Below are 23595 nucleotides of genomic sequence, written 5' to 3' on the forward strand. Positions count from 1 at the left end.
TGGCGTTCGTCGTCGCCTACGCCGCGGCCGTCCCGTTCATGGACACCTCGATCTATCAGGGGCCGATCGCCGTGGCGTGGCACGGCGCCGACGTCGCGTACTTCGTCAACTTCCTTGTCGCGTTGGCGATCTACGGTGGCTACCGGTTCGTCCGGCTGCGGCGATGACCGGTCAGTCCCTGCCCTCGAACCGCGACAAGTAAGTCCAGGTCGGCCGGTGACGCTGTAGCGAGGGTCGTTGCTTCCGCCCAGCAGACGTAAAAGTGCCCCAAAACACCGGTTCTGGGGCACTTTTGCGTCTCGCGGAGTAAGAACTAGCGGCCCCTGGCCGGTTGCGCTGCCACCGACGCCGATGACGCAGCAAGGTGCCCGGCTTGGCCAGCAGCTCCTCGTACAGCTGCCTGCGGATCGCCCAGGTCTCGGCGTCGCTGACGTAGGGCGCCAACTCAGGCATGGTCTCGGCGTGCTGGTGGTGCAACGGCAACCCACAACGGCTCAACGAGATTCAGGTCGCCGCCAGTGGCCAGGCGCACTTCGGGGGCGTCGGTCATGTGTCCGACGCTAACGGGGCGGCGATCGTTTGGCCGACGGGTCGGCCGGGTGCTGCCGTTGGGCCCGCGAAAGCGGCCCCGCATGCGTCCCGCCACTCTCGCCAAGACGACCGGTGCGGTGCTGCTCACCGCCGCGCTGGGCGGTCTGGCGAGTCGACCCGCCCGGTCGGACTGGTACGAGAAACTGCGCAAGCCGAGCTTCCAGCCGCCCCGGCAGGCCTTCCCGATCGTGTGGCCGCTGCTCTACGCCGACATCGCCGCGGTCTCAGCCGGCACGGTGGACCAACTCAACGACGACGGACGACAGGACGAGGCCCGGGCCTACTCGGAGCTGCTGGCGCTCAATCTGATCCTCAACGGCGGGTGGACGTGGTTGTTCTTCAGCCGCCGCGAGCTCGGTGCCTCGGCTTTCGCTGCCGCTGCGCTGATCGCCAGCAGCGCCGATCTGACCCGGCGCGCCGTCCGCACGCGCGGCGCCGGAGCCGGGGTGCTCGGTCTGTATCCCTTGTGGTGTGCGTTCGCGACCGCGCTATCCGGTCGCATCTGGTGGCTCAACCGCCGAGGTGGCTGATGGCTGAGACTGAGACCACGGACGAGAGCGAGAACGAGGAAGAGCGGCAACGCCTGGCCGATCGGGTGCTGGGCGCTGTCGAGGACACCGTGTACTGGGCGATCGCTGTCGTCCTGGTCATCGGCTCAGTGGCGTTGGTGGTGTCGCAGTTCAACACCATGTTGCGACTTCGAAGCGCGCCTGCATCGACCGTAATGCTGGAGATCCTCGACGGACTCCTGCTGATCTTCATCTTCGTGGAACTGCTCTACGCCGTACGTGTCTGTCTGCGGTCACACGAGATCGTCGCCGAGCCGTTCCTGATCGTGGGCATCCTCGCCTGCATCAAGGAGATCGTGGTGCTTTCGGTCGAGGCCGCGACCCTCTTGGAGAAGGGGCCCGAGTTCTCCCGCGCGGTGGTCGAGATCGGTGTGCTCGGTGCCGTGGTGCTCGTTCTGGCGTTGGCGGCGTTCGTATTACGGGCACGGCGTGGCGGCAGCGGCGAGGCCGCCCCGACCTAGCTGCACTCAGCGCACCGTCCCGAAGAACTTTCGCACGTCCTCGACGAACAACTCCGGTTGTTCGAAGGCGGCGAAGTGTCCGCCGCGCGGCATCTTCGTCCAGTGGGTGATGTTGTAGTTCGCCTCGCACCACGACCTGGGCGTGCGGCCGATCTCCTTGGGGAAGGACGCCACACCTGTCGGAAGCTCCACTCGTCCGCCGGGCCCGAAGGCCGCCATGCTCTCCCAGTACAGCCGCGCCGACGACGCGCCGGAGCCGGTCACCCAGTACAGCGTCACGTTGTCGAGCAGCTCGTCGCGACTGAGCGCATTCTCCGGATGACCGTCGCAGTCGGTCCACGACCAGAACTTCTCCACGATCCAGGCCAGCTGGGCTGCGGGGGAGTCCACCAGGCCGTAACCGACTGTCTGCGGGCGAGTGGCCTGTTCCTTGAAGTAGCCGGAGTCCTGTTTCTGGTAGTAGGCCAGCGCCGCCAGCGCGTCCTTCTCCTCGTCGGTGGGATTCTCCAGCGCGCCCGACGGTGGCCTTCCGATCGGCATGTTGGTGTGGATTCCGACGCAGTGCCCCACGTTGCGACCGATGTCGGTGGTCACCGCGGCGCCCCAGTCCCCGCCCTGGGCGCCGTAACGGTCATAGCCGAGGCGGACCATCAAGGTCTCCCACGCCCGGGCGATCCTGCCCGTGTTCCAGCCGGTCGTACTCGGCTTGCCGGAGAAGCCGTAGCCGGGCAGCGACGGGCACACCACGTGAAACGCGTCCTCGGCGCGCCCGCCGTGGGCGGTCGGGTTGGTGAGGGGCGCGATGACCTTGCCGAATTCGACGATCGATCCGGGCCAGCCGTGGGTCATGACGAGTGGGAAGGCGTCGGCGTGCGGGGAGCGCTGGTGCACGAAGTGGATGTCGAGGCCGTCGATCTCGGTGGTGAACTGGGCGTAGCGATTCAGCGCGGCTTCGCTTGTCCGCCAGTCATACTCCGTTGCCCAATACGCGGCGAGGTCGCGGGTGTACGCCAACGGCATGCCCTGACTCCAGTCGTCTACGCATTCGGCTTCGGGCCAGCGGGTGGCGGCCAGGCGGCGGCGCAGGTCGGCGAGAACGTCGTCGGGAACATCGATGCGGAACGGTCGGACGTCAGTCATGCTCGCCATTATCGTCACCGCGGGACTCGACTACTTTTCTCCTCGGTACACGTGCGCAGCCACTGGGCGGCGTCGGCCAGAAAGTCCAGGATGACGGCCAGTTCGGTGTCGGAGTAACGCTCCCACAACTGGGTGGCCGTCCGTTGCCACGACGCGAACAAGTCGTTGTCGGCGAGTTCGGCGACGTCGGCATGGAGCAGCGCCCGGCGACGGTCGAGCGGGTCGGGTTCGCGGCGCAGGAAGCCCTTGGCGACCAGGCGGTCGATCAGGTTGGTCACGGACGCCGCCGCGAGCCCCATGTGGCGGCCCAGTTCACCTGCGCTCATCGGCCCGAGTCGGTCCAGCACGCCGAGAGCCTTGTAGTCGGTGGGGTGCAGGCCCGCCTCGGCCGCCAACGCGGAGTGGAAGAGCACCGTCGCGTCGCCGTGTTCGCGACCGACTCTCCGCAATTGGGCGAGAAGCTCTGTACGCGAGCGGTTTCCGGTCATGCCGCCACTACCAGCGCGACGAGCGCGGCCACGCACGTGAGGACGTCGAGCGGCAGGCGCAGCAGACTGCGGCGGGTCCACCGGACCGCCGCGGCCCGCTCGATCACGGCAGGGTCGGCCTTCTCGAACGCGACGGCCTTGGGGACGAAGTCGATCAGCGACCAGACCCGCATCACCACGTGGCTGGCCAGCGCGACCAGGATCGCGGTCCGGACGTCCGCATGGCCCCAGGTGACGACCACGGCCGCGACGAGCGTCACCTCGAACGCACTGTGCATCGGGATCCAGAATCGCCGGCGCGATACGCCGCCGTACGGAGCCTGAATGATCGCGGGCCTGCCGGGCCAGACCGGGTCGAGGACGAGGTACTCGTAGAGGCCGCCGCCGAGGGTTGCGCAGGCCAGCAGGACGACCGCGCTCAGCAGGATCAGGGACGGGATCGACATGTGTCAAATTATTACGGCCGACCGTAATAATCGTCAAACCGAAATGATGATTGCGCACGCGGCCGCGCGGCGCTCGGTTGCCCCAAAGTGATTCTCGCGCCAGCCGATTGGCAACGGCGTCGTCGCCGACCAAAATAATCGGTGCTCACCTGGATTCCGCTCCAATTCCTTCCTGGCCGGACGATCCGCCTCGCCGTGTACGGGTGAGGCGGGCCGTCGCCTGAACCGGCCGCGCGTCGGGACTGCGGAGCCGGGTCAGATCGGGTACGAATAGCACGACACGGTGCGGGTGGGGGGTGGATGACTTTGATGGCCGCACGCCGCAGCGTACAGTCGTTCACTGAGTTTGAGACCCAATGGTTTGCGCGTTGGCCTACGCCTGATTGCTGCTGGCCCCGGACCGTCTGAAAGGACACGTGCCATGTCGTTTTCGCTCGAGCTGTCCAAGGACGTCATCGAGGTCCGGGATTGGGTCCACGAGTTCGCCGTGGACGTCGTCCGGCCTGCGGCCGCGGAGTGGGACGAGCGCGAGGAGACGCCGTGGCCGATCATCCAGGAGGCGGCAAAGGTCGGGCTGTACTCCATGGAGTTGTTCGCCACCCAGGTCGCCGAACCCAGCGGGCTCGGCATGCTGACGGTCTTCGAGGAGATGTTCTGGGGTGACGCCGGAATCGCCCTGTCCATCATGGGTACCGGCCTCGCGGCCGCGTCGCTGGCCGCCACCGGGACACCCGAGCAGCTGGGCGAGTGGCTGCCCCAGATGTTCGGCACCATCGACGAGCCGCAACTAGCCTCGTTCTGTGCGTCGGAACCGGGCGCCGGATCCGATGTGTCGGCGATCATCACCCGCGCCCGCTACGACCAGGCGTCCGACGAGTGGGTGATCAATGGGACCAAGACCTGGGCCACCAACGGCGGCATCGCCAACGTGCACATCGTCGTCGCCTCGGTGGACGCCGAATTGGGTTCGCGCGGTCAGGCCACGTTCATCATCCCGCCCGGCACAAAGGGTTTCACCCAGGGCCAGAAATTCAAGAAGCACGGCATCCGGGCGTCGCACACCGCCGAGGTGGTGCTCGACGACGTGCGGATCCCCGGTCGGCTGGTCATCGGCGGCAAGGACAGCCTGGACGAGCGAATCGCCCGCTCCCGTGAAGGCAAGAGTTCGGCGGGCCAGGCGGCGATGAAGACCTTCGAGCGGACCCGCCCCGCCGTGGGCGCGATGGCGCTCGGCGTCGCCCGCGCCGCCTACGAGTACGCCCTGGACTATGCCCAGCAGCGCGAGCAGTTCGGCCGCAAGATCGGCGACTTCCAGGCGATCGCGTTCAAGCTGGTCGACATGAAGACCAGGATCGACGCGGCGCGCCTGCTGGTGTGGCGCGCGGGCTGGATGGCGCGCAACGACAAGCCGTTCACCAACGCCGAGGGCTCGATGGCGAAACTCGCGGCCAGCGAGACCGCGGTCTACGTCACCGACGAGGCCATCCAAATCCTCGGCGGCAACGGCTACACCAGGGACTACCCCGTAGAGCGGATGCACCGCGACGCCAAGATCTTCACCATCTTCGAGGGCACCAGCGAGATTCAGCGCCTGGTCATGGCCAGGGCCATCACGGGCCTGCCGCTCAAGTAGGGCCGGCGCTACTTGGTCCCGAAGATGCGGTCGCCCGCGTCGCCGAGGCCGGGCACGATGTAGCCGTGCTCGTCGAGCTCGCGGTCGACGGCGGCGGTGTAGATCGGCACGTCGGGGTGGGCCTCGTGAAGTGCGGCAACGCCCTCCGGACACGTCAACAGGCAGACGAACTTGATCGACTTCGGATTGAACTCCTTGAGCCGCTCCACCGCCGCGACGGCCGAGTGGCCGGTGGCCAGCATCGGGTCGACCACCACGACGTCGCGCTCGTGCAGGTCGCCGGGCATCTTGAAGTAGTACTCCACGGCCACCATCGTCTTCGGGTCGCGGTACAGGCCGATGTGGCCCACCCGCGCGGCGGGCACCACGTTCAGCAGGCCGTCGAGAATGCCCGTGCCCGCGCGCAGGATGGAGACGAACACCAGCTTCTTGCCGTCGATCACCCTGCCGGTGGTCCGCTCCAGCGGCGTGTCGATCTCGATCTCGTGCATGGGCATGTCGCGCAGCACCTCGTAGGCCATCAGCGCCGCCATTTCGTTGCACAATTGCCTGAAGCTGTTGGTGGAGGCATCCTTTCGACGCATCAGCGTGAGCTTGTGTTGCACCAGGGGATGATCGATCACGTAGACATCGTCCATCGCTAGAACACCGTGCCGTCACTGACGATGGTCAGCGGCGGCAGTCCGCCGCGCAGCCGCTGTGCCAGCGCACGCCCCGCGGCCCAGGTGCCGCCCTCCAACACACAGGCCAGCGGCATCCGCTCCGCGTCGACCCCGAGTCGGGAACGCACCAGCGGGGCGAGCTCGTCGAGCAGCGCCACCGTCAGTGCCCGCCACTCGACCACCAGCTCGTCGCCCGCCGTCCACTCGCGGGTGGTCCAGTCGGGGTCGTGCAGCCGCAGTACGCCGGTGTCGAGCAGTAGACCGCCGTTGCGATACTCCGGCAGGCCGGTCAGCGCATCGAGCCCGTCGACGCTGACGCCGCCCCAGCGAAACGGTTCGAGCAGGGAGTAGGTCAGCCACTGCGAGAGCTTGTGGAAGGGCATCCACCCCTGCGTCAGGCCGGGACCGGGCACGGCGGGGTGGCGCCAGCAGTCGCCAAGCGGTTCGTCGCCAATGGTGTTGTCCGCGGGCCAGATTCCCGACAACGAGGTCAGCAGTGCCGACAGGATGTCGTGCGCGCCAACCGGTCGCCGGTCATGCGCCGTGACCAGCACGTCGAACAATCCACCTGGCCGTCCTTGCGCCCCGAACACCTCCGGTCGAGCGGTCAGCGCCGCACCGAGGCGGTGCAGCACGGTGACGCGGCCGTCGAGGCCGACCAACGGATTCTTTTGCCCGACCTGGAACGCCTCGGCCAGCCGGTCGGCGTCCAGGTCGCACAGCGCGGCCGCATCGACTCGCAGCGGATCCGTCGTGTCGCTGGAGAACAGCCCGCCGGTGAAGGCGTGCCAGCTGGCCACCCCGAGGCCTTCGGACCGTACGAAGCGCTGCCCGGTGGCGGCCTCGTCGTACCCCCAATCCGGACCGGCGCCTGCGTCGAGCAAGACGCTCACCACGGCCAGGTCGACCATCGCGCGGGCATCGAGTCCGGTGCCCCACTGGGCCCTTCGGTCGATTCCGCCTGCCTCGAAATGACGCCAGCGGCTGTGGAACGGGACCAACAGATCGGGGTACCGCGTGCGCGTGACGTCCGCGACCTCGGCGGCGGCCACGGTGAGGGCACCGTCGTCCACACTGAACCAGGCCGAGTCGCCGCTTCGTGCGCGCTGGAGCAGATATCCGGCCCGCTCGCGGATGGCGGTCGTGCTGCGCAGCGCGGCGGCGGCTCCGTCGACTCGGGTGGTGTCCACGTCGACCTCGCTGCCCACGGACCGCACCGAGCTCATCCGTCCAAACCTCGGCCCTTGGCCTGCTTCAGTTCGTCGGCGTCCGGGATTGCGCCGGGAGTGAAGTAACCGGCGGCCATCTTGGCGTCGATCTCGACCCTGGCGTCGAGCGGAATGAGGTCGTCGGGGATGTTGACGCGTTCGCCGACCTCGATGCCCGACCCGGTGATGGCGTCGTACTTCATGTTGCTCATGGACACCAGCCGGTGGATCTTGCGGACGCCCAGCCAGTGCAGTACGTCGGGCATGAGTTCCTGGAAGCGCATGTCCTGCACGCCGGCAACGCATTCGGTGCGGGCGAAGTACTGGTCGGCGGTGTCGCCGCCCTCCTGGCGCTTGCGCGCGTTGTAGACCAGGAACTTCGTCACCTCGCCCAGTGCGCGGCCTTCCTTGCGCGAGTACGAGACCAGGCCGACGCCGCCGCGCTGTGCGCCCTGGATGCATTCCTCGATCGCGTGCGTCAGGTAGGGCCGGCAGGTACAGATGTCGGAGCCGAACACGTCCGAGCCGTTGCACTCGTCGTGGACTCGGGCCGTCAGCTCCACCGAGGGGTCGGCCAAATCTTGGGGATCGCCGAAGATGTAGACGGTCTGGCCACCGATCGGAGGCAGGAACACCTCGAGGTCTCCGCGGGTCACCAACTCGGGGTACATGCCGCCGGTCTCCTCGAACAGCACGCGCCGCAGATCCGTCTCGCTGCAGCCGAAGCGGTGCGCCACGCCGGGGAGATACCAGACCGGCTCGATCGCTGCCTTGGTGACCAGGGCGGCCCCGCTGGGCAGCAGCGTGCTGCCGTCCGGGCGCAATCGGCCCTTCTGCACGGCTTCGATGATCTCCGGCAGGATGACATGCGCCTGTGTCACCGCGATGGTGGGGCGGATGTCGTAGCCCGCGGCCAGCTCGGCGCTGAAGACGTCGGCCACCATGGCACCCCAGGGGTCGAGGCTGACGATCGCGCCGGGCTCGCTCCACTGCGGGTGCGGGCCGACGACGTCGGTCGGTGAGGTGTTGGTGAGATCGGCCCTGTGTTCGCGAGACAGCGCGCCCGCGGCGATCGCCAGCGCCCGGTAGACGCTGTAGGAGCCACTGTGCGTGCCGATCACGTTGCGATGCGACCGCTTGATGGTGGTGCCGAGCACCGGTCCGCGTTCGGCGGCCGTCGATGCGCCCCAGTGGATCGGTGGCGCGCCGGAGCCACCGCTGTGTGAGGTCAGCCGGATGTGGCCGGCGGCGGACTTGGAGACCGTGGCAGGCGAGGGGACGGCGGCACCGGCGTCGGTGGACATGGTCGCTCCTCGGTCATCGGAATTCGCCAGCATAGCGACTCGGCCTGGCCGCTGCCGGTCGCCGAGTTAGACGACGACGAACCAGATGGCGATGTAGTGGCAGACCGCTGCGGCAGCGGTGAACGCGTGAAAGAACTCGTGATAGCCGAACGTTCGCGGCCATGGGTTGGGCCAGCGAACGCCGTAGAGCACGGCGCCGATGTTGTATAGCACCCCGCCTGCGGCGAGAAGGACGACGGCGGCCAGACCCGCGCCGTCCAGCAGTGTGCCTGCGAACCAGATCGCCGTGTAGCCGAGCAGTAGGTACAGGGGCACGCCGACCCATCGCGGCGCCGACGGCCACCACATCTTGAGCGCAACGCCTGCCCCCGCCCCACCCCACACCATGATCAGAACCTCGTTCCCGGTGTGCGGCGGCATCGCCAACATGCAAAAGGGGGTGAAGCTGCCCGCGATGAAAACGAAGATCAGCGAGTGATCGATACGTTTCATCCACTTCAGCGTGGTCGGTGATTTCCAGTGCACGCGGTGGTAGAGAGCGCTGAAGCTGAACATCGCGACGATGGTCGCGGTGTAGATCAGGGCCGCCAGGACGGCCTCCGTGGACGAGGTGATCCACGCCGCCGATACCAGCGCCACGCCTGCCACGATCGCGGCGGCTGCGGAGCAGAAGTGGATCCAGCCGCGGGCACGTGGCCTGCCGAGGAAGTCGGTGACCGTGTCGGCGAGTACCTGGGGTAGGTCGTCGTCGCCGCCGGTGTTCTGCGGCAGGTCGTCGTCGATGACGGTTGCCGCCCGATCGCTCGCGCGAGAGGGCGTCTGCGGATCGGCTCGTCCGTAGATCGTGGTACTTGTCGCCGATGTGCGGTCGTTCAGGATGTCTCCGTTGTCGAGGGGCAAGCCCATGTGCAGCGGCAGGCGATCGCGGTTGTTACGACGCAGGTTGAGCGTACAGGCGTAGGCCTGATGTATCCCGTTCCGCGGTCCTTCGCAGTGTCGCGACCCTTTGCCGTCAGGCTGGCTGCCCGCCGCGGCGGCGCGCGAGCTCCTTGATGTCCTCGGGCAATGCGTCGGCGTGAAGAAGTCGTGGGAACAGCTCGGGTTCGCCCAAGATGGCGCGAAACACCAGGGCGACGGTGACGTCGTGATCGGGGCGATCCGACACGACGACTTGATCACCGGCACGCACCGTGCCAGGGCTGATCACCCGAAGATAGGCACCGGGAATCGCCGCCTTGGTGAAGGTCTTGATCAAGTCCGGGATGCCCAGAAACGCCGCGAAGGTCCGGCACGGGGTACGGGGTGACGTGACCTCGAGCACCAGGCCGTCCGACCCGACGTGCCATCGCTCGCCGATTCGCGCACCCGTTACGTCGATGCCCGACGTCGTCAGGTTTTCGCCGAAGTTGCCGTTGGCCAGCGTGCGTCCGAGCTCGGTCTGCCAGTTGTCGAGGTCTTCGCGCGCGTATGCGTACACGGCCTGATCGTCTCCACCGTGAACTTTCTTGTTGCCGATCGCATCTGCGTCCAGCCCGCTCCCGGCGCCATCGCGCATGGGTCCTGGCGAGCGCACGGCGACGGCGTCGTCCGTCGGTTGCTTGTCGATACCGGTGAGCACCGACTCCTTGTCCGGGTTCGGCCGCGGCCGGGCGAGATTGACCGTCAACACACTTGGCATGCGGTCAAGCCTAAGTCGAAGCGGGTGCGGGCGTTGGACGCCGATGTCATGCCCCTCAGGCCGGCCACCGCGACGGCAGCGGCTCCGCCGTCCAGCTCGGCCACGACGGTGAGCCGACAGCGATGCCGCGGCTCATCTGGGCGACGATCCGCGGGCCCTCCCTGCGTGAGTTGTCGTAGACCGTCGCGGTGTCGGACTGCCTGGCGGCCGCGGCAACCAACGCCCACAGCCGGCGGTGTCGCTGGCGGATCTTGTCCTCGGGCACGTCGTGACCGCCCGCGAGGACCCGGCGCTTGACGCGCTCCACGGCGAGGTCCTCGGGGATCAGAAATACGTGCAGGACGACGGTGTAGTCGGCGGCGTGGGCGGCGCGGACGAGATCGAGCTTGGATGGATGGGAGAACACCGTCTCGGCGACGAACGACCGGCCCATTTCGATGAGCCTGGACCGAGTCTCGGCGGCGGTGCGCGCCGCGTCATAGGCGTGTGAGAGGGGATCGTCGGGCCAGCGCTGCTTGGCGATCTCGTCAGCGTTGACGAACACGCTGCGGGGTAGCAGCGGCGCAAGGGTCAGTGCGACGAACGTCGACTTTCCCGCCCCGTTCGGTCCGACGACGAGGTCAGCGCGCTTCACCGGTGATCACGGCCGAGGTGCCGTCCGGCCAGTACTCGACGATCTGTCCGTCGTCGTTCATGGCGACCATCGTGATGCCGCGGGCGGTGAGGACGTCGCCGTAATTGGTGCTCGCGAGGCTCTCCTCGATGGCCGCGGAGACCTCGGCATTGAAGACGACGCCCTCCTCGACGCTCAGGTCGTTCGTGTCGAGGTCACCGGCGAGCGCCGATTCGACGCGGCGTCGCGCCGCGGTGTGTTGGCTCGACACCGCGCGACCCACGCGGGCCCAGTGGTCCAGCTGTTGCTTGGCCGAGCGGCTCTGACGGGCTCCCTCGATCGTGGCACTGTCCATCAGGTCGGCTGCGACCCGAGTGACCCGGTCGGCTGCCTCGGACATGACCACCTCCCACGGCTGTAGCAATGTGCAACCGATTGTAGCAATCTGCTACAGCCGTGGGAGGTGGGCGCGCTCAGATGCCGTCCAGAGCGAGACGGGTGGCCGGGGATTCCAGGTCGAGCAGTGCTCGTTTGACGGCGAGTCCGCCGGCGTAGCCGGTCAGGGAACCATCGGCGGCGAGCACGCGGTGGCAGGGCACGATGATCAGCACCCGGTTGCGCGCCAACGCGCCACCGATCTTGCGGGCATCGCCCGAGGGGCGGCCCATGCGCTGCGCGATCGCGCCGTAACTGGTCGTCTCGCCGTAGCCGGTCGCCGGCAGGATCTGCAGGACGGTGGCGTCGAAGTCGCTCACCCCCGACCAGTCGATCGGGACGGTGAAGTCACGCCGGACTCCGCCGAGGTACTCGTCGATCTGCCGACCGGCTTCGAAGACGTGGGCGCGCCCGACGCCGATGCCGGTGTCCGTGGCCGGTGCGGTATCTCCGGTGAAGGCGACTCGCGTCAGGCCGAAGTCGCTCGCCTCGATGGTCAGGTTGCCGAGTCGGGTCGCGTGCACGGTCCTGGCAATGGGGATGGTCGTCATGGGTCTTCGCTCCTTCTGTTGGGGCTCTTACCGGGTAGACGACGGCGATCGCCGGAATGTGAGATGTCGGCCGATGTCCAGAGGGCGTACTGCTCGGGCAGGCACACCGCGCACGGACGGTATCCGGCCGCGATGGCCGTCTGCTGGTCGGCGAAGAACACCCGATGCCGCACATATCCGCCGCGGGCGATGGCCCGCAGTGCGGCGGGACAGTCGAGCCGGCCGTACAGTCTCCCGCGTCGGTGCCCACCGAACTGCCCCGGTGTGGAGCACTCGTATCGTTCACCGTCTGCGCCGGTCAGCGTGAACATCGCGGTGTGCGTTCGTCATTGCGCGTCGTGCAGGACGAGGCCGAGGGTGTGGCGGCGTCCGGACCGGACCCGGCTGACTCCGTGCCGCACCGGGGATCGAGACCAGCCCCGCTTCGTCGGTGTCGGGCGGTCGCGGGTGGTGAAGATCAGTCCGTGGCCCTGCTCGAGCACGGTGACCGAACCCTTCGACTGGGCGCGGGCGCGTTGCTCGACGAGGAGGAACTCCCCGCCGGTGTGGTCGACGCGCGGCCGGTCGAGCCCGATGACGACCTGCAGCGGGAAGACGAGGTCGCCGTAGAGGTCACGGTGCAGCGCGTTCCAGTCACCGGCGGTGTAGCGCAGCAGAATTGGGGTCGGTCTGATCTGTCCGGCCGCATGACAGGCGTCGAGCCAATCCTCGAACTCGTCAGGCCAGGGCGCCGGGTCGCCCAGGCGGTCGGCCCAGTGGCGCGCGACCGGCAGGAGCAGCCGGTAGAACGCCGCTCGCATTTGCATGATCGATTCGGGCACCGGGTTGGCGAAGTAGCGATAGGTGCCTTGCCCGAACCGGTACCGGGCCATGTCGATGGTCGAGCGGAACCGCTGTAGTTCATCCCACATCGAGGTGAACTCCGCACATTCGGCGGGGGTGAGGATCGGCCCGGTCTGCGCGCAGCCGAAGGTATCGATCTCGTCGGTCAGCGCGGGCCAGTCCTGTGCGGAAATGCGTTCGGCCACAGATGCTTTCATCGTTATCGTCATGCCGCCTCCAGGGTCAGCAGGGTCTGCTTTGCGTCGACGCCACCGACGTACTGGCCGATCGAGCCGTCCGTGCGGACCACCCGGTGACACGGGATGACCACCGGGAGGGGGTTGCGGGCGCAGGCGGTTCCGACGGCGCGCACGGCGCGAGGGCGACCGATCGCGGCCGCGACGGCCGCGTAACTCTCGCGGTGCCCGTAGCCGATCTCGGAAAGGTGCTCGATCACCTCGCGGCGGAAGCCGTCCGTGAGGCGCAGGTCCAGCGGGAGGTCGAAATGGGTGCGGGTCCCGGCGAAGTACTCGTCGATCTCGCGTGCCACGCCGTCCAGCCGGGCAGGTGCCCGCAGGATTCTCGGGCTGACCTTGTCGGCCAGTGACTCGAGTACCGCATCGTGGCCTTCGCTGGCGTAGGCGACGCGCACCAGGCCGACGGGCGTCGCGGCGAGCAGCAGCGGTCCGAGCGGGGTGTCCAGCGTCCGGTAGCCGACGTCCAGCAGATCGGACTGCTCGGCATCGCGTTCGAGGCGGCGATGCAACCGTGCCAGGGTGGCGGCAGTGTTGGCGTCGTTTCCGCCCAATGCATCGAAGAGGTTCTCGAGTTTCATGATGGGTTGTCCTTCGGATAGATCTTTCTCAATGTCTTGATGCCGTCGGCGGCGGCTCTGCGGGCGGCGGCGGGGGAGTTGCCAAGCAGTTCGGCGATCTCGGCGTGCGGCAACCCGGCGAGATGGTGGTAGGCCACTGCCTTGCGCTGCTTGTCCGGAAGCGATTCGAGCGCTGCCCAGAGGTCCGGGTCGTCGGCTACCCGGTTGCCGGGTCGGGTGTGCTGTTCCGGAAGTGCTTCAGCTGGCACGGGTGCGCGCGAAATCGCGCGTCCGACGTCGATCGCGCGGCGATGGGCGATGGTCACCAGCCACGCTTCGACGTTGGCGGCCGGGTCGAGACCCGGGTAGGCCCGCATGGCGGACAGAAACGTCTCCGACCACGCGTCGTCGGCATCGACCGGCCCGAGCACCGCGCGGCACACGCGCAGCACCATCGGGCCGTATTCGGCCACCACGTCCTCGAACGGTCGCACACTCACATCCTGTAGACGCATCCCAGCGGTGAGATGTGAGATCGACTCAACCAGGTGGAGTCTTCGCCTTGTGGTGGGATCGCATGGCCCGCAGAACTCACCATAACCGTCGGAAGCTCTCGACCGGCTGGGCCGTCACTCAGGATGGGCGGTCGCGCGGTGCCGTCCGAACGGATCGATGCCCGGCCACGTCTGCCTCCGTGGCCGGGCATCGATCGGGTGGGCTCTGCTCAGCCCTCGGCGTCGGGTCCCTTGTCGTGCTCGGGGAACGGAATGGGCGCTATCAACCCCGGAACCACCGGGTATTCGCCGGTGTAGCCGACGCGGGTCTGCGCCATCGCCATGACCTTCGTGCGCACCGCGTACCAGCCGCCGATCAGCGCGGGCACCATGATGATGATCGCGATGAGATTCCAGTAGTTCTCGTAGCACATCAGTACCGTTACCGCGGCGAGGAAGATCAGCGACGCGTAGCTGGTGTACGGAGTCCACGGCAGCCGGAATGCGGGCCGCTGCAGGATGCCCTTCTTCTCCCACCGGTAGAGCTGGATCTGGCAGAGCACGATCATGCCCCACGTCGAGATGATGCCCAGCGCGGACAGGTCGAGGGCGATGTTGAACGCTTCGGCCGGCACCACCAGGTTCAGTGCGATACCGGCCAGGGTGATGACGCCGGTCAGCGCGATACCGCCGAACGGCACGCCGTTCTTGTTCATCTTTCCCGTGAACGCCGGGGCACTGCCGTTCATCGCCATCGACCGCAGCGTCCGGCCGGTCGAGTACAGGCCGGCGTTGAGGCTCGAGAGTGCTGCGGTGAACACGACCAGGTTCATGATCCCGCCGGCTGCCGGAACGCCGATCTTGGAGAAGAACGTGACGAACGGACTCTCACCGGATTGGTATGTCGTGTAGGGGAGCAACAGGGCGAGCAGGATCAGCGAGCCGACGTAGAACACCGCAATTCGCACGATCACCGAGTTGATGGCGCGCGGCATGATCTTGGCCGGGTTCTCGGTTTCGCCTGCGGCGGTGCCGACGAGTTCGACGGCGGCGTAGGCAAAGATCACGCCTGAGGTGACGATGACCAGTGCGAACATTCCCTCGGGGAACAGGCCGCCGTTGTCGCTGAGCACGCTGAAACCGGTGTGGTTGCCCTCGATGTCGAATCGGCCGGCCAGGAAGATGGTTCCGACCACCAGGAAGGTCACCAGTGCGGCGACCTTGATGATCGACGCCCAGAACTCGAGCTCGCCGAACAGCTTCACCGAGATCACGTTGAGCGCGAGCACCACGACCAGGGCGATGAGGGCGATCAACCACTGAGGTATCACCTCGAACATGCCCCAGTAGTGCGCGTAGAGCGCGATGGCGGTGACGTCGACGATGGCGGTCATCGCCCAGTTGAAGAAGTACAACCAGCCAGTGACGAAAGCGGTTTTCTCACCGAAGAATTCACGCGCGTAGGACACGAACGAACCCGATGACGGGCGGTGCAGGACGAGCTCACCGAGTGCGCGCAGAATGAAGAAGACGAAGACCCCGCAGATCGCGTAGACGATGAAGAGCCCCGGTCCCGCGTTGTGTAGTCGACTTCCGGCACCCATGAAGAGGCCAGTACCGATCGCGCCGCCGATCGCGATCATCTGAATCTGGCGAGGTTTCAGTCCTTTGTGGTAACCCTCGTCCTCGTGGCTGAGGGCGGAGTTGTCGTACCCCGTGCTAGATACCGGAGGTGTGCTCATCGTGTTCCTCGGGAGTGTGGTGAAACGGAATTTTGTGGTCGCCGGTCCACCTCCACGTGGCCGGGCTGTCAAACTTTTGATTGAACTAGACTTTTGAGAAACTAGCCGGGGGCTCATTACGACGGAAGTGGGCGAGGTAAACAATGCGTAAGATGTCCCGCGATCTCGATCCTCGGACGTCGGGCGGCCAGCATCTCGGACGCGCCATCCGTGGGTTGCGGCGCGAACGGGGCCTGACGCTCGCCGCGCTCAGCGAGCAGAGCGGACTCTCGGTTCCCTTCCTGTCTCAACTGGAGAACAACCGCGCCAAACCGTCGCTGCAGTCGTTGTCGGCTATCGCCACGGCGTTGGGGTGCAACATGAACGACGTCATCAGCGCCGCCCAGGCCGACAGCGTCGTCGACGTCGGACGGTCCGGCGGTGCAGCCGGTGATGCCGACCGGTCGCTCGGCATCCTGGGTGGGCAGGTTCACGTCACGGAGGTGACCCGGCAGGCCGGAGCAGGGGAGGAGTGGCAGTCCCACATCCACGAGGTCGTCCTGTATGTGGTTCGGGGCGCCGTCACCGTGACCATCTGGGCCGGGGACGGCGAGTCCACGCATAGCCTCGGAGTCGGCGATCGCATCCTGTGCGGCGGTGGGGTCGCCTACCGATGGCAGGCCGATGTCGACGGCGCCGTGGTGATTGCCGTGCGCGTCGACGATCGCGCGGTGTTGTCCCGCGATTAACGCTCCGGCACATCGATCGCGGCGACCGCGCCACGGATGTGGCTCTCCATCGCCGACTTGGCCAAATCGGGTTCGGCGCTGGCGATCCCGGTAACGACCGCCTCCAGTGAGTGTTCTGCCCACTGCCGGACCGGCCACAACCGCGCCGCGACGTCCCAGCGCTCGCCGTACTGCGCGAGCGCCTGCCAGAGGTCGTAGAACAGGGTTTCGTAGATCTGGTTGCCGCTGGCTTCGGAGATGCCGAAGTAGGTTGCGGCGGTGACGGATTCCCACGCCCCGGCCTCGGTCAAGGTGGGCAACTGTCCCACCAGGATGCGCAGCGAGCGGATCTGTTCGGCGGAGGCGTGCCCCGCGGCCTCGACCGCCGATTGCGTGGCGAGCAGCGACAGCGCCGCCCACGCATCCTGTAGCCAGGAGTCTGGATAACTGACTGTCATGCTGTCAGACAAGTGCATTGCTATATCGTCGTACGACAGCGAGCACCTCGCAACCGGAAGGGGCAAACTCGCGGGTTTGCACCGCATGCATGTCATGGACCTGCAGGTATAGTTGCGAAGCATGAGCTTGTCTGACAGCTGGACCGATAGACAGCCTCGCACCTCCCGGATCGGGGCTGCGGAGGCCGTCCTCACGGATCTTCGGACCTCGATCGAGGAGAAGGACCTGCCGGTCGGGGCCAAGCTGCCGTCGGAGGCGGCGCTGGCCGGCCGTTACGGGGTCAGTCGGTCCGTCATCCGCGAAGCGCTGCGCTCGACCAACGCCCTGGGACTGACCGAGACGTTGACCGGCCGCGGCACGTTCGTCATCGGTGATCGCGTCCGATCCGAACCCGTCTTCGGCCGACACACGGTGCAGGCGCTGCGCGAGGCGCGACCGCACATCGAGATCCCGGCGGCCGGACTGGCGGCCTTGCGCCGGACCGACGAACAACTCGAGCGGTTGCGCGCACTCGTCAGCGGCATGGACGTGGTGAATGATCCGTCCGAATGGGTGCGTCTCGACGGCGAGTTCCATCTGTGCGTTGCACAGTCGAGCGGCAATGTCGTGTTCGCCTCCGTCGTCGACGACATTCGGGAAGCCCTATCCGAACAGTCGAAGATGCTCAACACGGTCCCGCGGCGCAAGGAGGCATCAGGTGTCGAGCATCGTGCCATCGTGGACGCGATCGCGGACGGATCGTCCGAACGTGCGTCGGCCGCCATGGCCGAGCATCTGCAGATCGTCGAGGATGCGGTGACGCTCCTGCTGCAGTGACCCGCGGGCCGACGCCGCCGGCGGCGTCAGGACTGCTTGGCGAAGTACTTCTTGCCGTCGGAGGCCGCGCGGCCGAAGGCGACTTTCAACACCGGGCTCAGCAGCTTGAACGGCACGGCGAAGGCACGTTTCGGCTCGATCGCGACCGTCCACGTGAACAGCGTGTTGTCGCCGTCGGCCTCGACCACGTAATCCTCGACGAAATGCCGAAACACCGGCACGCTCGCCTCATACACGACGAAGGAGTATCCGCTGCCCTCGTCCCACCGGATGAAGCGTTCGCGAACGCGGGGTGCGCCTGGGGCCAGGACGACCTCGCGGGTGGTGCCGATGCCGAAGGGGCGGGGGGACAGCCAATTCAACTGCTTGACGGACGAGCCCCAGGCCGAGAGCGAGGCATCGGAGGCCAGCGACTCCCAGACCCGCTCCGGCGTAGCCGCATACTGCATTCGGTATCGGAACACGTGCGGGGCCGAGGCGAGGACACCGGCATCGGAGGGCTCCAGCGGGTACCAACGCGTCATGTTGCAGAGCATGCCAAACATGGAGTCGATCCGGAACGTCTTCGTCGGGAATGCGCCTCGGGACCTGCACCGGCACGGTCGCCTCCACGGGCCATTCAGCTGCCAAAATCGTTGTGTAACAATGTTATCGGTGGGCGGCCTGTAACGTCACCGTGACGAATCGCGAACGTCTGCGGGTGGGAGGGTGATTGTTCTCTGCACAACGGGAGTTCTCCGTCTACGGACCGTCACATTGGGCCGCCATCGTCGTGTTCGTGGCAGTCGCAGCGCTGCTGGTGTGGATCGGGCGCAGGCAGACCGAATCGCAGGCCCTCCGCCTCGGACGAGTCCTCGGCGCCCTGACGGCCGCGATCTACGGTTCGGTTCTGATCTACTCGCTGATCCCGCCGTCCATCGACCGGTCGGTACCCCTGCGTTTGACGGATCTCGCGACCATCGCGGCGGCCTGCGCCTTGTGGTCCCAGCGCCAGTGGGCCTTTGCGCTCACCTACTACTGGGGCCTGGTTCTGAGCGTGCAGGCGCTGATCTCGCCGGTCCTCGTCGGCCCGGACTTTCCGCATTACACATTCCTCGCCTTCTGGGCGATCCACCTGCTCGTCGTCTGGGCCGCGATCTACCTCACCTGGGGCCGGGGGATGCGCCCCACATGGCGCAGCTACCGCATCACCGTCACGGTCACGGTCGTGTGGGCGGCCGGTACGTTGACCTTCAACAGCGTCGCCGGAACGAACTACGGCTTCCTCAACGCGAAACCCGCCACCGCGAGTCTGCTGGATCTATTGGGACCGTGGCCGGTGTACGTCCTGACCGCGGCCACGCTCGTCCTCATCGTGTGGGCCCTGATGACGTGGCCGTGGGAGCGGACGCGGCGAAGTTCGCCGTCAAATATGGAGTGAGGCAGTGAGATTGGGCACCGATCAATCGAGCGCGGACTTCGCGGCAGCCAGGTTGTCCGCCGCGAGCACGAGGCGGGTGTTCGTCGCGAGGTACGCCGTCGTCAGGTTGACTCCCGCGTTGCCAAGCTTGCGTGCGACCTCGCCGAGTGCACCGGGCTGGTCCTTGACGTCGAGGACCAGCACCTCCTGCTCCGCGATGATCTTGATTCCGGCGTGCTCCAACGCCTGGAACGCTGGCGTCGGATCGTCGACGAGTATGTGAACCTCGGCTTGCCCGCCGCCGCTGGTGAGCGCGCACAGGCCGGCGATATTGGCGCCGGCCTCGCCGAGCAGGTCCCCGAGTCGGGCCAGCTCACCGGGCTGGTCATCGAGATAGAGCGTCAGATCGATCGCCATGGTGCGCTCCTTTCCGTGACCCACCAACGGTATCGGTGATGGCACCCGTTGTTCCGGTGATTCGCAGAGTGCGGTGGAGGTCAGCAGTGCTAGGCAACCGTGGTGCGACGTGGCACCATCGCCCAGGTGACCAGCACACCCGACGACGCGCAGCGCCTGCGCGACCTCGCGCTACTGCGCCGCGTTCGCGACCGGATCGATCGGGAGTACGCGCAACCGCTGGACGTCGAGGCACTCGCCCAGGGTGTGAATATTTCGGTCGGGCACCTGTCCCGCCAGTTCAAGCTCGCATACGGAGAGTCGCCGTACTCGTATCTGATGACGCGGCGCATCGAGCGTGCGATGGCGCTGCTGCGCCTTGGCGATCTGTCCGTCACCGAGGTGTGTTTTGCTGTCGGCTGTCAGTCGCTGGGCACCTTCAGCACCCGATTCACCGAACTGGTCGGGGTGCCGCCAAGCACGTACCGGAGTCAGGCAACCGGCGAGACGGCGGGGATACCGCCCTGCGTGGCGAAACAAGTCACCAGACCGATCAGGAATCGAGAAGCGTCGGTCTCCTAGTCGCAGTTAACGTGATCGCCATGGACATCAGCATCAACGCAAGTTTCCTCCCGCACTCTGACCCGGAAGAGTCCCTGGCGTTCTATCGCGACGCTCTGGGTTTCGAGGTCCGCAAGGACGTCGGATACGAAGACATGCGCTGGATCACCATCGGTCCCGCCGGCCGGCCCGACATGAACATCGTCTTGACGCCGCCGGCCGCCGACCCCGGCATCACGAACGACGAGCGCCGCCTCATCGCCGAGATGATGGCCAAGGGCACCTACGCCAGCATCATGCTGGCCACCACCGACGTCGACCGTGTGTTCGAGCAGGTGCAGGCCAGCGGCGCTGAGGTCATGCAGGAGCCCACCGACCAGCCATGGGGATCCCGCGACTGTGCCTTCCGCGATCCGGCGGGCAATACGGTTCGCATCCAGGAGGTGAGCTGAGCCGCTATGGCGAAGAGAACGGACACCACGTCGCCCGCGCGCGACACTGCCGACAGCCACGATCTGATCCGCGTGCACGGCGGGCGCGAGAACAATCTCAAGGACATCAGCGTCGAGCTCCCGAAGCGCAGGCTGACCGTGTTCACCGGCGTCTCGGGCTCGGGCAAGAGCTCGCTGGTGTTCGACACGATCGCCGCTGAGTCGCAGCGACTGATCAACGAGACCTACAGCGCCTTCGTCCAGGGCTTCATGCCTACGCTGGCCCGTCCAGAGGTCGACGTACTGGAGGGCCTCACGACGGCGATCGTCGTGGGGCAGGAGCGCATGGGTGCAGATCCCCGCTCCACCGTCGGCACCGCCACCGACACGGGCGCGATGTTGCGCATCCTGTTCAGCCGGCTCGGGAAGCCGCACATCGGCTCACCGCAGGCGTTCTCCTTCAACGTCGCCTCGATCAGCGGGGCCGGTGCGGTCACGATGGAGCGCGGCGGCAGGACCGTCAAGGAGCGCCGTGACTTCAGCATCGTCGGTGGCATGTGCGCGCGCTGCGAGGGCCGCGGCTCGGTCAACGACATCGACCTGACGGCGCTGTACGACGACAGCAAGTCGCTCAACGAGGGCGCACTCACCATCCCCGGCTTCAGCATGGAGGGCTGGTACGGGCGAATCTTCAACGGCTGCGGTTTCTTTGACGCGGACAAACCCATCCGCCAGTTCACGAAGAAGGAACTGGACGCCCTCCTTCACAAGGAGGCGACCAAGCTCAAGATCGACGGCGTCAACCTGACCTACCTCGGGCTGATCCCGCAGATCAAGAAGTCCTTCCTGGCCAAGGACGTCGAGGCGATGCAACCGCACATCCGCGCCTTCGTGGAGCGGGCGGTGACGTTCACGACGTGCCCCGATTGCGACGGCACCCGACTGTCCGAGACGGCCCGGTCGTCGAAGATCAAGGGACGCAACATCGCCGATGTCAGTGCGATGCAGATCAGCGACCTGGCCGAATGGGTCAGCGCGGTCACAGAGACGTCGGTTGCGCCGCTGCTCGCGTCGTTGCGACGCACCCTCGACGCGTTCGTCGAGATCGGACTGGGCTACCTGTCGCTCGAGCGTCCGGCGGGGACGTTGTCGGGCGGTGAGGCGCAGCGCGTCAAGATGATTCGCCACCTCGGATCGGCGCTCACGGACGTCACGTACGTGTTCGACGAGCCGACGATCGGGCTGCATCCCCACGACATCGCGCGCATGAACGATCTTCTGCTGCAACTGCGCGACAAGGGCAACACCGTGCTGGTCGTGGAGCACAAGCCGGAGGTGATCGCGATCGCCGACCACGTCGTCGACCTCGGCCCCGGCGCCGGCACCGCCGGCGGCGAGGTGGTCTTCGAAGGCACCGTGGACGGGCTGCGCAAGAGTGACACCACCACCGGCCGTCATCTCGACGACCGAGTCTCACTGAAGGAAGTGGTGCGCGCGCCGTCGGGGGCGCTGGAGATCCGAGGCGCGTCGACCCACAATCTGCAGAAGGTCGACGTCGACATCCCCCTCGGCGTGCTGGTGGTGCTGACGGGCGTTGCCGGTTCGGGCAAGAGCTCGTTGATCGATGACTCGGTGGCCGGGCAAGACGGGGTCGTGACGGTCGACCAGGCGCCCATCCGCGGATCGCGGCGGAGCAACCCGGCGACGTACACCGGACTGCTCGACCCGATCCGAAAGGCGTTCGCAAAGGCCAACAATGTGAAGCCGGCGTTGTTCAGCTCGAATTCGGAAGGGGCCTGCGCGACCTGCAACGGAGCCGGCGTCATCTTCACCGAGCTGGGTGTGATGGCCACCGTGGAATCCACGTGTGAGGAGTGCGAGGGCAGACGGTTCCAGGCGTCGGTGCTCGAGTACACCCTGGGCGGCCAGAACATCGCCGAGGTGCTGGCGATGTCGGTCATCGACGCTGTCGAGTTCTTCGGCGACGGTGAGGCGAACACGCCTGCCGCCCACAAGATCCTGGTACGACTCGCCGACGTGGGCCTCGGTTACCTGTCCCTTGGTCAGCCGCTGACCACCCTGTCGGGCGGTGAGCGGCAGCGGCTCAAGCTGGCCACCCGCCTAGGGGACCAAGGCGCCCAAAAGGCGAAGGTCTTCGTCCTCGACGAGCCGACCTCGGGCCTGCACCTCGCCGACGTCGATCAGCTGCTCGGCCTGCTCGACCGGCTCGTCGACTCCGGCAAGTCGGTGATCGTCATCGAGCACCACCAGGCGGTGATGGCGCACGCCGACTGGATCATCGACCTCGGCCCGGGTGCCGGCCACGACGGTGGCCGGATCGTCTTCGAGGGCACGCCCGCCGACCTCGTCGCCGCCAAGTCCACCCTCACCGGTGAACACCTCGCGGCGTACGTCGGCGCCTGAGCGGGGTCCTCGCAGGCACCGTCAGGATTTCTTCGGCTTGGCCCCACTTTGCGACGGCGTCCTCTTCGGCGGGGCATCTGAACTGCGCGTGGCGAGTCGAGTCAGGGTGGAGACGCCCGGCACGTTCGACACCGCGTTGTACACGTCATTGCCCGTTGCGACGAGGGCTTCCAGTTGGGGGAGCAACGCGTCCATCGTCCGGATCATGGGATCGGCCAGCACGAGGTAGCGCTCGGCGCGATCAATGGCCGTGTTCAAGCGTTCGGTGGTAGTCGCCAGATTCTCGATGAGATCTGGCAGCTGACTGGCGAGCTGAATCGACGCGGGTGGAATGCGCATCGCTCCGCTGGCGACCGATTGCGCCGTCGCCGCTGCCGCCTGTGCGGCGGCAACGAGGTCTTTGGGGCTCGGAACCTTCTGGCTCATCTCGACAACGATGCCGCACCGCGAACCGGGTGTCTGTCCTTTGCCACAAACCGCCAACTGGTCCGCGACGCCGACGACCTCCCCACCCTCGACCCGAATACGTCGTGACTCGCATCAGCGGTAGAACCTCTTACCGCGGGCCAGTCAGCCCGGTCCGACGCGTGTCTCCATCGCCGCGTCGGTGCCAGGCAGCACTTTCGCAGGTTGTGCAGGAAGCGCTGGAACAGCCACGCCATCACTGGCCGAGAGAAGGTCATGCCGAGCCGGCCTGCCACGCCGCTCGGCTTCATCGCCATCACCCAGGTCAGATGGCAGCCGTCGGCGG

29 protein-coding genes and 2 pseudogenes are annotated in these 23595 nt (G+C 66.8%); 10 read left to right on the forward strand and 21 right to left on the reverse strand.

What is annotated here, in order from left to right; translation table 11 throughout:
• From QOC69_RS35470 to QOC69_RS35480, 3 genes and pseudogenes are all read left to right on the forward strand, one after another.
• Positions 1-167, forward strand: a pseudogene (locus QOC69_RS35470) (cytosine permease); the annotation flags it as partial.
• 465 nt (positions 168-632) lie between these two features.
• Entirely contained in the window at positions 633-1121 is a 489-nt protein-coding gene (locus QOC69_RS35475) for a TspO/MBR family protein (protein WP_526447404.1), read from the forward strand.
• The gene (locus tag QOC69_RS35480) at positions 1121-1621 is read left to right on the forward strand and encodes a phosphate-starvation-inducible PsiE family protein (protein WP_526447406.1); all 501 of its coding nucleotides are present in this window, start codon (positions 1121-1123) and stop codon (positions 1619-1621) included. The genes QOC69_RS35475 and QOC69_RS35480 overlap by 1 nt, the downstream gene beginning before the upstream one ends.
• Before the next feature lie 6 nt (positions 1622-1627).
• On the opposite strand, the gene QOC69_RS35485 is transcribed toward QOC69_RS35480, so the two are convergent.
• Genes QOC69_RS35485 through QOC69_RS35495 form a run of 3 tightly spaced genes read right to left on the reverse strand, consistent with a single transcriptional unit; the run spans position 1628 to position 3695 of the window.
• On the reverse strand, positions 1628-2761 hold the full coding sequence (locus tag QOC69_RS35485) for an alpha/beta fold hydrolase (RefSeq protein ID WP_526447408.1): 1134 nt from the start codon (positions 2759-2761) through the stop codon (positions 1628-1630).
• A gap of 14 nt (positions 2762-2775) precedes the next feature.
• Positions 2776-3249, reverse strand: a complete 474-nt coding sequence (locus QOC69_RS35490) for a MarR family winged helix-turn-helix transcriptional regulator (protein ID WP_526447410.1) — start codon at positions 3247-3249, stop codon at positions 2776-2778.
• Positions 3246-3695, reverse strand: a complete 450-nt coding sequence (locus QOC69_RS35495) for a hypothetical protein (RefSeq protein ID WP_526447412.1) — start codon at positions 3693-3695, stop codon at positions 3246-3248. Before QOC69_RS35495 ends, QOC69_RS35490 begins: the two co-directional genes overlap by 4 nt.
• Positions 3696-4116: 421 nt before the next feature.
• Here QOC69_RS35495 and QOC69_RS35500 point away from each other — a divergent pair, with 421 nt between their 5' ends.
• Positions 4117-5328 (forward strand): acyl-CoA dehydrogenase family protein, encoded by a 1212-nt coding sequence (locus tag QOC69_RS35500; RefSeq protein WP_526447414.1) that lies wholly within the window; start codon positions 4117-4119, stop codon positions 5326-5328.
• An 8-nt stretch (positions 5329-5336) separates the two neighbouring features.
• Here the strand turns inward: QOC69_RS35500 and upp are convergent, their stop codons facing one another.
• The 13 genes from upp to QOC69_RS35565 form a co-directional block, all read right to left on the reverse strand.
• Complete coding sequence (upp, locus tag QOC69_RS35505) at positions 5337-5966, reverse strand: uracil phosphoribosyltransferase (protein ID WP_526447416.1); 630 nt, start codon at positions 5964-5966, stop codon at positions 5337-5339.
• Positions 5967-5968: 2 nt separating this feature from the next.
• Positions 5969-7216 (reverse strand): DUF1688 family protein, encoded by a 1248-nt coding sequence (locus tag QOC69_RS35510; RefSeq protein WP_526447418.1) that lies wholly within the window; start codon positions 7214-7216, stop codon positions 5969-5971.
• Complete coding sequence (locus tag QOC69_RS35515; RefSeq protein WP_526447420.1) at positions 7213-8502, reverse strand: GTP cyclohydrolase II; 1290 nt, start codon at positions 8500-8502, stop codon at positions 7213-7215. Before QOC69_RS35515 ends, QOC69_RS35510 begins: the two co-directional genes overlap by 4 nt.
• Positions 8503-8568: 66 nt before the next feature.
• Positions 8569-9408, reverse strand: coding sequence for a PAQR family membrane homeostasis protein TrhA (trhA, locus tag QOC69_RS35520; RefSeq protein WP_526447422.1), 840 nt, complete (start codon positions 9406-9408; stop codon positions 8569-8571).
• A 106-nt stretch (positions 9409-9514) separates the two neighbouring features.
• On the reverse strand, positions 9515-10180 hold the full coding sequence (locus tag QOC69_RS35525; RefSeq protein WP_526447424.1) for an MOSC domain-containing protein: 666 nt from the start codon (positions 10178-10180) through the stop codon (positions 9515-9517).
• A 55-nt stretch (positions 10181-10235) separates the two neighbouring features.
• Positions 10236-10814 carry an ATPase gene (locus QOC69_RS35530; RefSeq protein ID WP_526447426.1) on the reverse strand — a complete coding sequence of 193 codons (579 nt, stop codon included), beginning with the start codon at positions 10812-10814 and terminating at the stop codon, positions 10236-10238.
• The gene (locus QOC69_RS35535; protein WP_526447428.1) at positions 10801-11193 is read right to left on the reverse strand and encodes a TA system antitoxin ParD family protein; all 393 of its coding nucleotides are present in this window, start codon (positions 11191-11193) and stop codon (positions 10801-10803) included. Before QOC69_RS35535 ends, QOC69_RS35530 begins: the two co-directional genes overlap by 14 nt.
• A 73-nt stretch (positions 11194-11266) precedes the next feature.
• Positions 11267-11779: a methylated-DNA--[protein]-cysteine S-methyltransferase gene (locus QOC69_RS35540; RefSeq protein WP_526447430.1), complete on the reverse strand. Its 513-nt coding sequence runs from the start codon at positions 11777-11779 to the stop codon at positions 11267-11269.
• Positions 11776-12090, reverse strand: a complete 315-nt coding sequence (locus QOC69_RS35545; RefSeq protein ID WP_526447432.1) for an Ada metal-binding domain-containing protein — start codon at positions 12088-12090, stop codon at positions 11776-11778. The genes QOC69_RS35540 and QOC69_RS35545 overlap by 4 nt, the downstream gene beginning before the upstream one ends.
• A gap of 15 nt (positions 12091-12105) precedes the next feature.
• The gene (locus QOC69_RS35550) at positions 12106-12819 is read right to left on the reverse strand and encodes a 2OG-Fe(II) oxygenase (protein WP_526447434.1); all 714 of its coding nucleotides are present in this window, start codon (positions 12817-12819) and stop codon (positions 12106-12108) included.
• Positions 12820-12827: 8 nt separating this feature from the next.
• Positions 12828-13436 (reverse strand): methylated-DNA--[protein]-cysteine S-methyltransferase, encoded by a 609-nt coding sequence (locus tag QOC69_RS35555; RefSeq protein WP_526447436.1) that lies wholly within the window; start codon positions 13434-13436, stop codon positions 12828-12830.
• Positions 13433-13915, reverse strand: a complete 483-nt coding sequence (locus QOC69_RS35560) for an RNA polymerase sigma factor (RefSeq protein ID WP_526447438.1) — start codon at positions 13913-13915, stop codon at positions 13433-13435. Before QOC69_RS35560 ends, QOC69_RS35555 begins: the two co-directional genes overlap by 4 nt.
• 224 nt (positions 13916-14139) lie before the next feature.
• Entirely contained in the window at positions 14140-15651 is a 1512-nt protein-coding gene (locus tag QOC69_RS35565) for an amino acid permease (RefSeq protein ID WP_526447440.1), read from the reverse strand.
• Between the two features lie 152 nt (positions 15652-15803).
• Here QOC69_RS35565 and relB point away from each other — a divergent pair, with 152 nt between their 5' ends.
• A complete protein-coding gene (gene relB, locus QOC69_RS35570) occupies positions 15804-16379 on the forward strand; it encodes a type II toxin-antitoxin system RelB family anti-toxin (protein ID WP_526447442.1) in 576 nt (191 codons plus the stop codon).
• On the opposite strand, the gene QOC69_RS35575 is transcribed toward relB, so the two are convergent.
• Positions 16376-16834 carry an FCD domain-containing protein gene (locus QOC69_RS35575; protein ID WP_526447444.1) on the reverse strand — a complete coding sequence of 153 codons (459 nt, stop codon included), beginning with the start codon at positions 16832-16834 and terminating at the stop codon, positions 16376-16378. The genes relB and QOC69_RS35575 overlap by 4 nt on opposite strands.
• Positions 16835-16937: 103 nt before the next feature.
• On the opposite strand from QOC69_RS35575, the gene QOC69_RS35580 reads away from it, so the two are divergent.
• A complete protein-coding gene (locus QOC69_RS35580; protein WP_526447446.1) occupies positions 16938-17633 on the forward strand; it encodes a FadR/GntR family transcriptional regulator in 696 nt (231 codons plus the stop codon).
• 26 nt (positions 17634-17659) lie between these two features.
• On the opposite strand, the gene QOC69_RS35585 is transcribed toward QOC69_RS35580, so the two are convergent.
• Positions 17660-18157 carry an SRPBCC family protein gene (locus QOC69_RS35585; protein WP_526447449.1) on the reverse strand — a complete coding sequence of 166 codons (498 nt, stop codon included), beginning with the start codon at positions 18155-18157 and terminating at the stop codon, positions 17660-17662.
• A gap of 188 nt (positions 18158-18345) precedes the next feature.
• On the opposite strand from QOC69_RS35585, the gene QOC69_RS35590 reads away from it, so the two are divergent.
• A complete protein-coding gene (locus tag QOC69_RS35590; RefSeq protein ID WP_526447451.1) occupies positions 18346-19053 on the forward strand; it encodes a YwaF family protein in 708 nt (235 codons plus the stop codon).
• A 21-nt stretch (positions 19054-19074) separates the two neighbouring features.
• Here QOC69_RS35590 and QOC69_RS35595 read toward each other — a convergent pair whose 3' ends face one another.
• Positions 19075-19449, reverse strand: coding sequence for an ACT domain-containing protein (locus QOC69_RS35595; RefSeq protein ID WP_526447453.1), 375 nt, complete (start codon positions 19447-19449; stop codon positions 19075-19077).
• A 126-nt stretch (positions 19450-19575) separates the two neighbouring features.
• On the opposite strand from QOC69_RS35595, the gene QOC69_RS35600 reads away from it, so the two are divergent.
• From QOC69_RS35600 to QOC69_RS35610, 3 genes are read left to right on the forward strand one after another with little or no spacing between them, the layout of a single operon-like run.
• Positions 19576-20010, forward strand: coding sequence for a helix-turn-helix transcriptional regulator (locus tag QOC69_RS35600; RefSeq protein WP_526447455.1), 435 nt, complete (start codon positions 19576-19578; stop codon positions 20008-20010).
• A gap of 20 nt (positions 20011-20030) precedes the next feature.
• Positions 20031-20441, forward strand: a complete 411-nt coding sequence (locus QOC69_RS35605; RefSeq protein ID WP_526447457.1) for a VOC family protein — start codon at positions 20031-20033, stop codon at positions 20439-20441.
• Between the two features lie 6 nt (positions 20442-20447).
• Positions 20448-22844 carry an ATP-binding cassette domain-containing protein gene (locus QOC69_RS35610; protein WP_526447459.1) on the forward strand — a complete coding sequence of 799 codons (2397 nt, stop codon included), beginning with the start codon at positions 20448-20450 and terminating at the stop codon, positions 22842-22844.
• Positions 22845-22865: 21 nt separating this feature from the next.
• Here QOC69_RS35610 and QOC69_RS35615 read toward each other — a convergent pair whose 3' ends face one another.
• Together QOC69_RS35615 and QOC69_RS35620 are read right to left on the reverse strand one after the other, a co-directional pair.
• Positions 22866-23270, reverse strand: coding sequence for a hypothetical protein (locus QOC69_RS35615; RefSeq protein WP_526447461.1), 405 nt, complete (start codon positions 23268-23270; stop codon positions 22866-22868).
• 194 nt (positions 23271-23464) lie between these two features.
• Positions 23465-23595, reverse strand: a pseudogene (locus tag QOC69_RS35620) (SRPBCC family protein); the annotation flags it as partial.

Source organism: Mycobacterium sp. (assembly GCF_032162105.1).
Lineage (GTDB): Bacteria > Actinomycetota > Actinomycetes > Mycobacteriales > Mycobacteriaceae > Mycobacterium.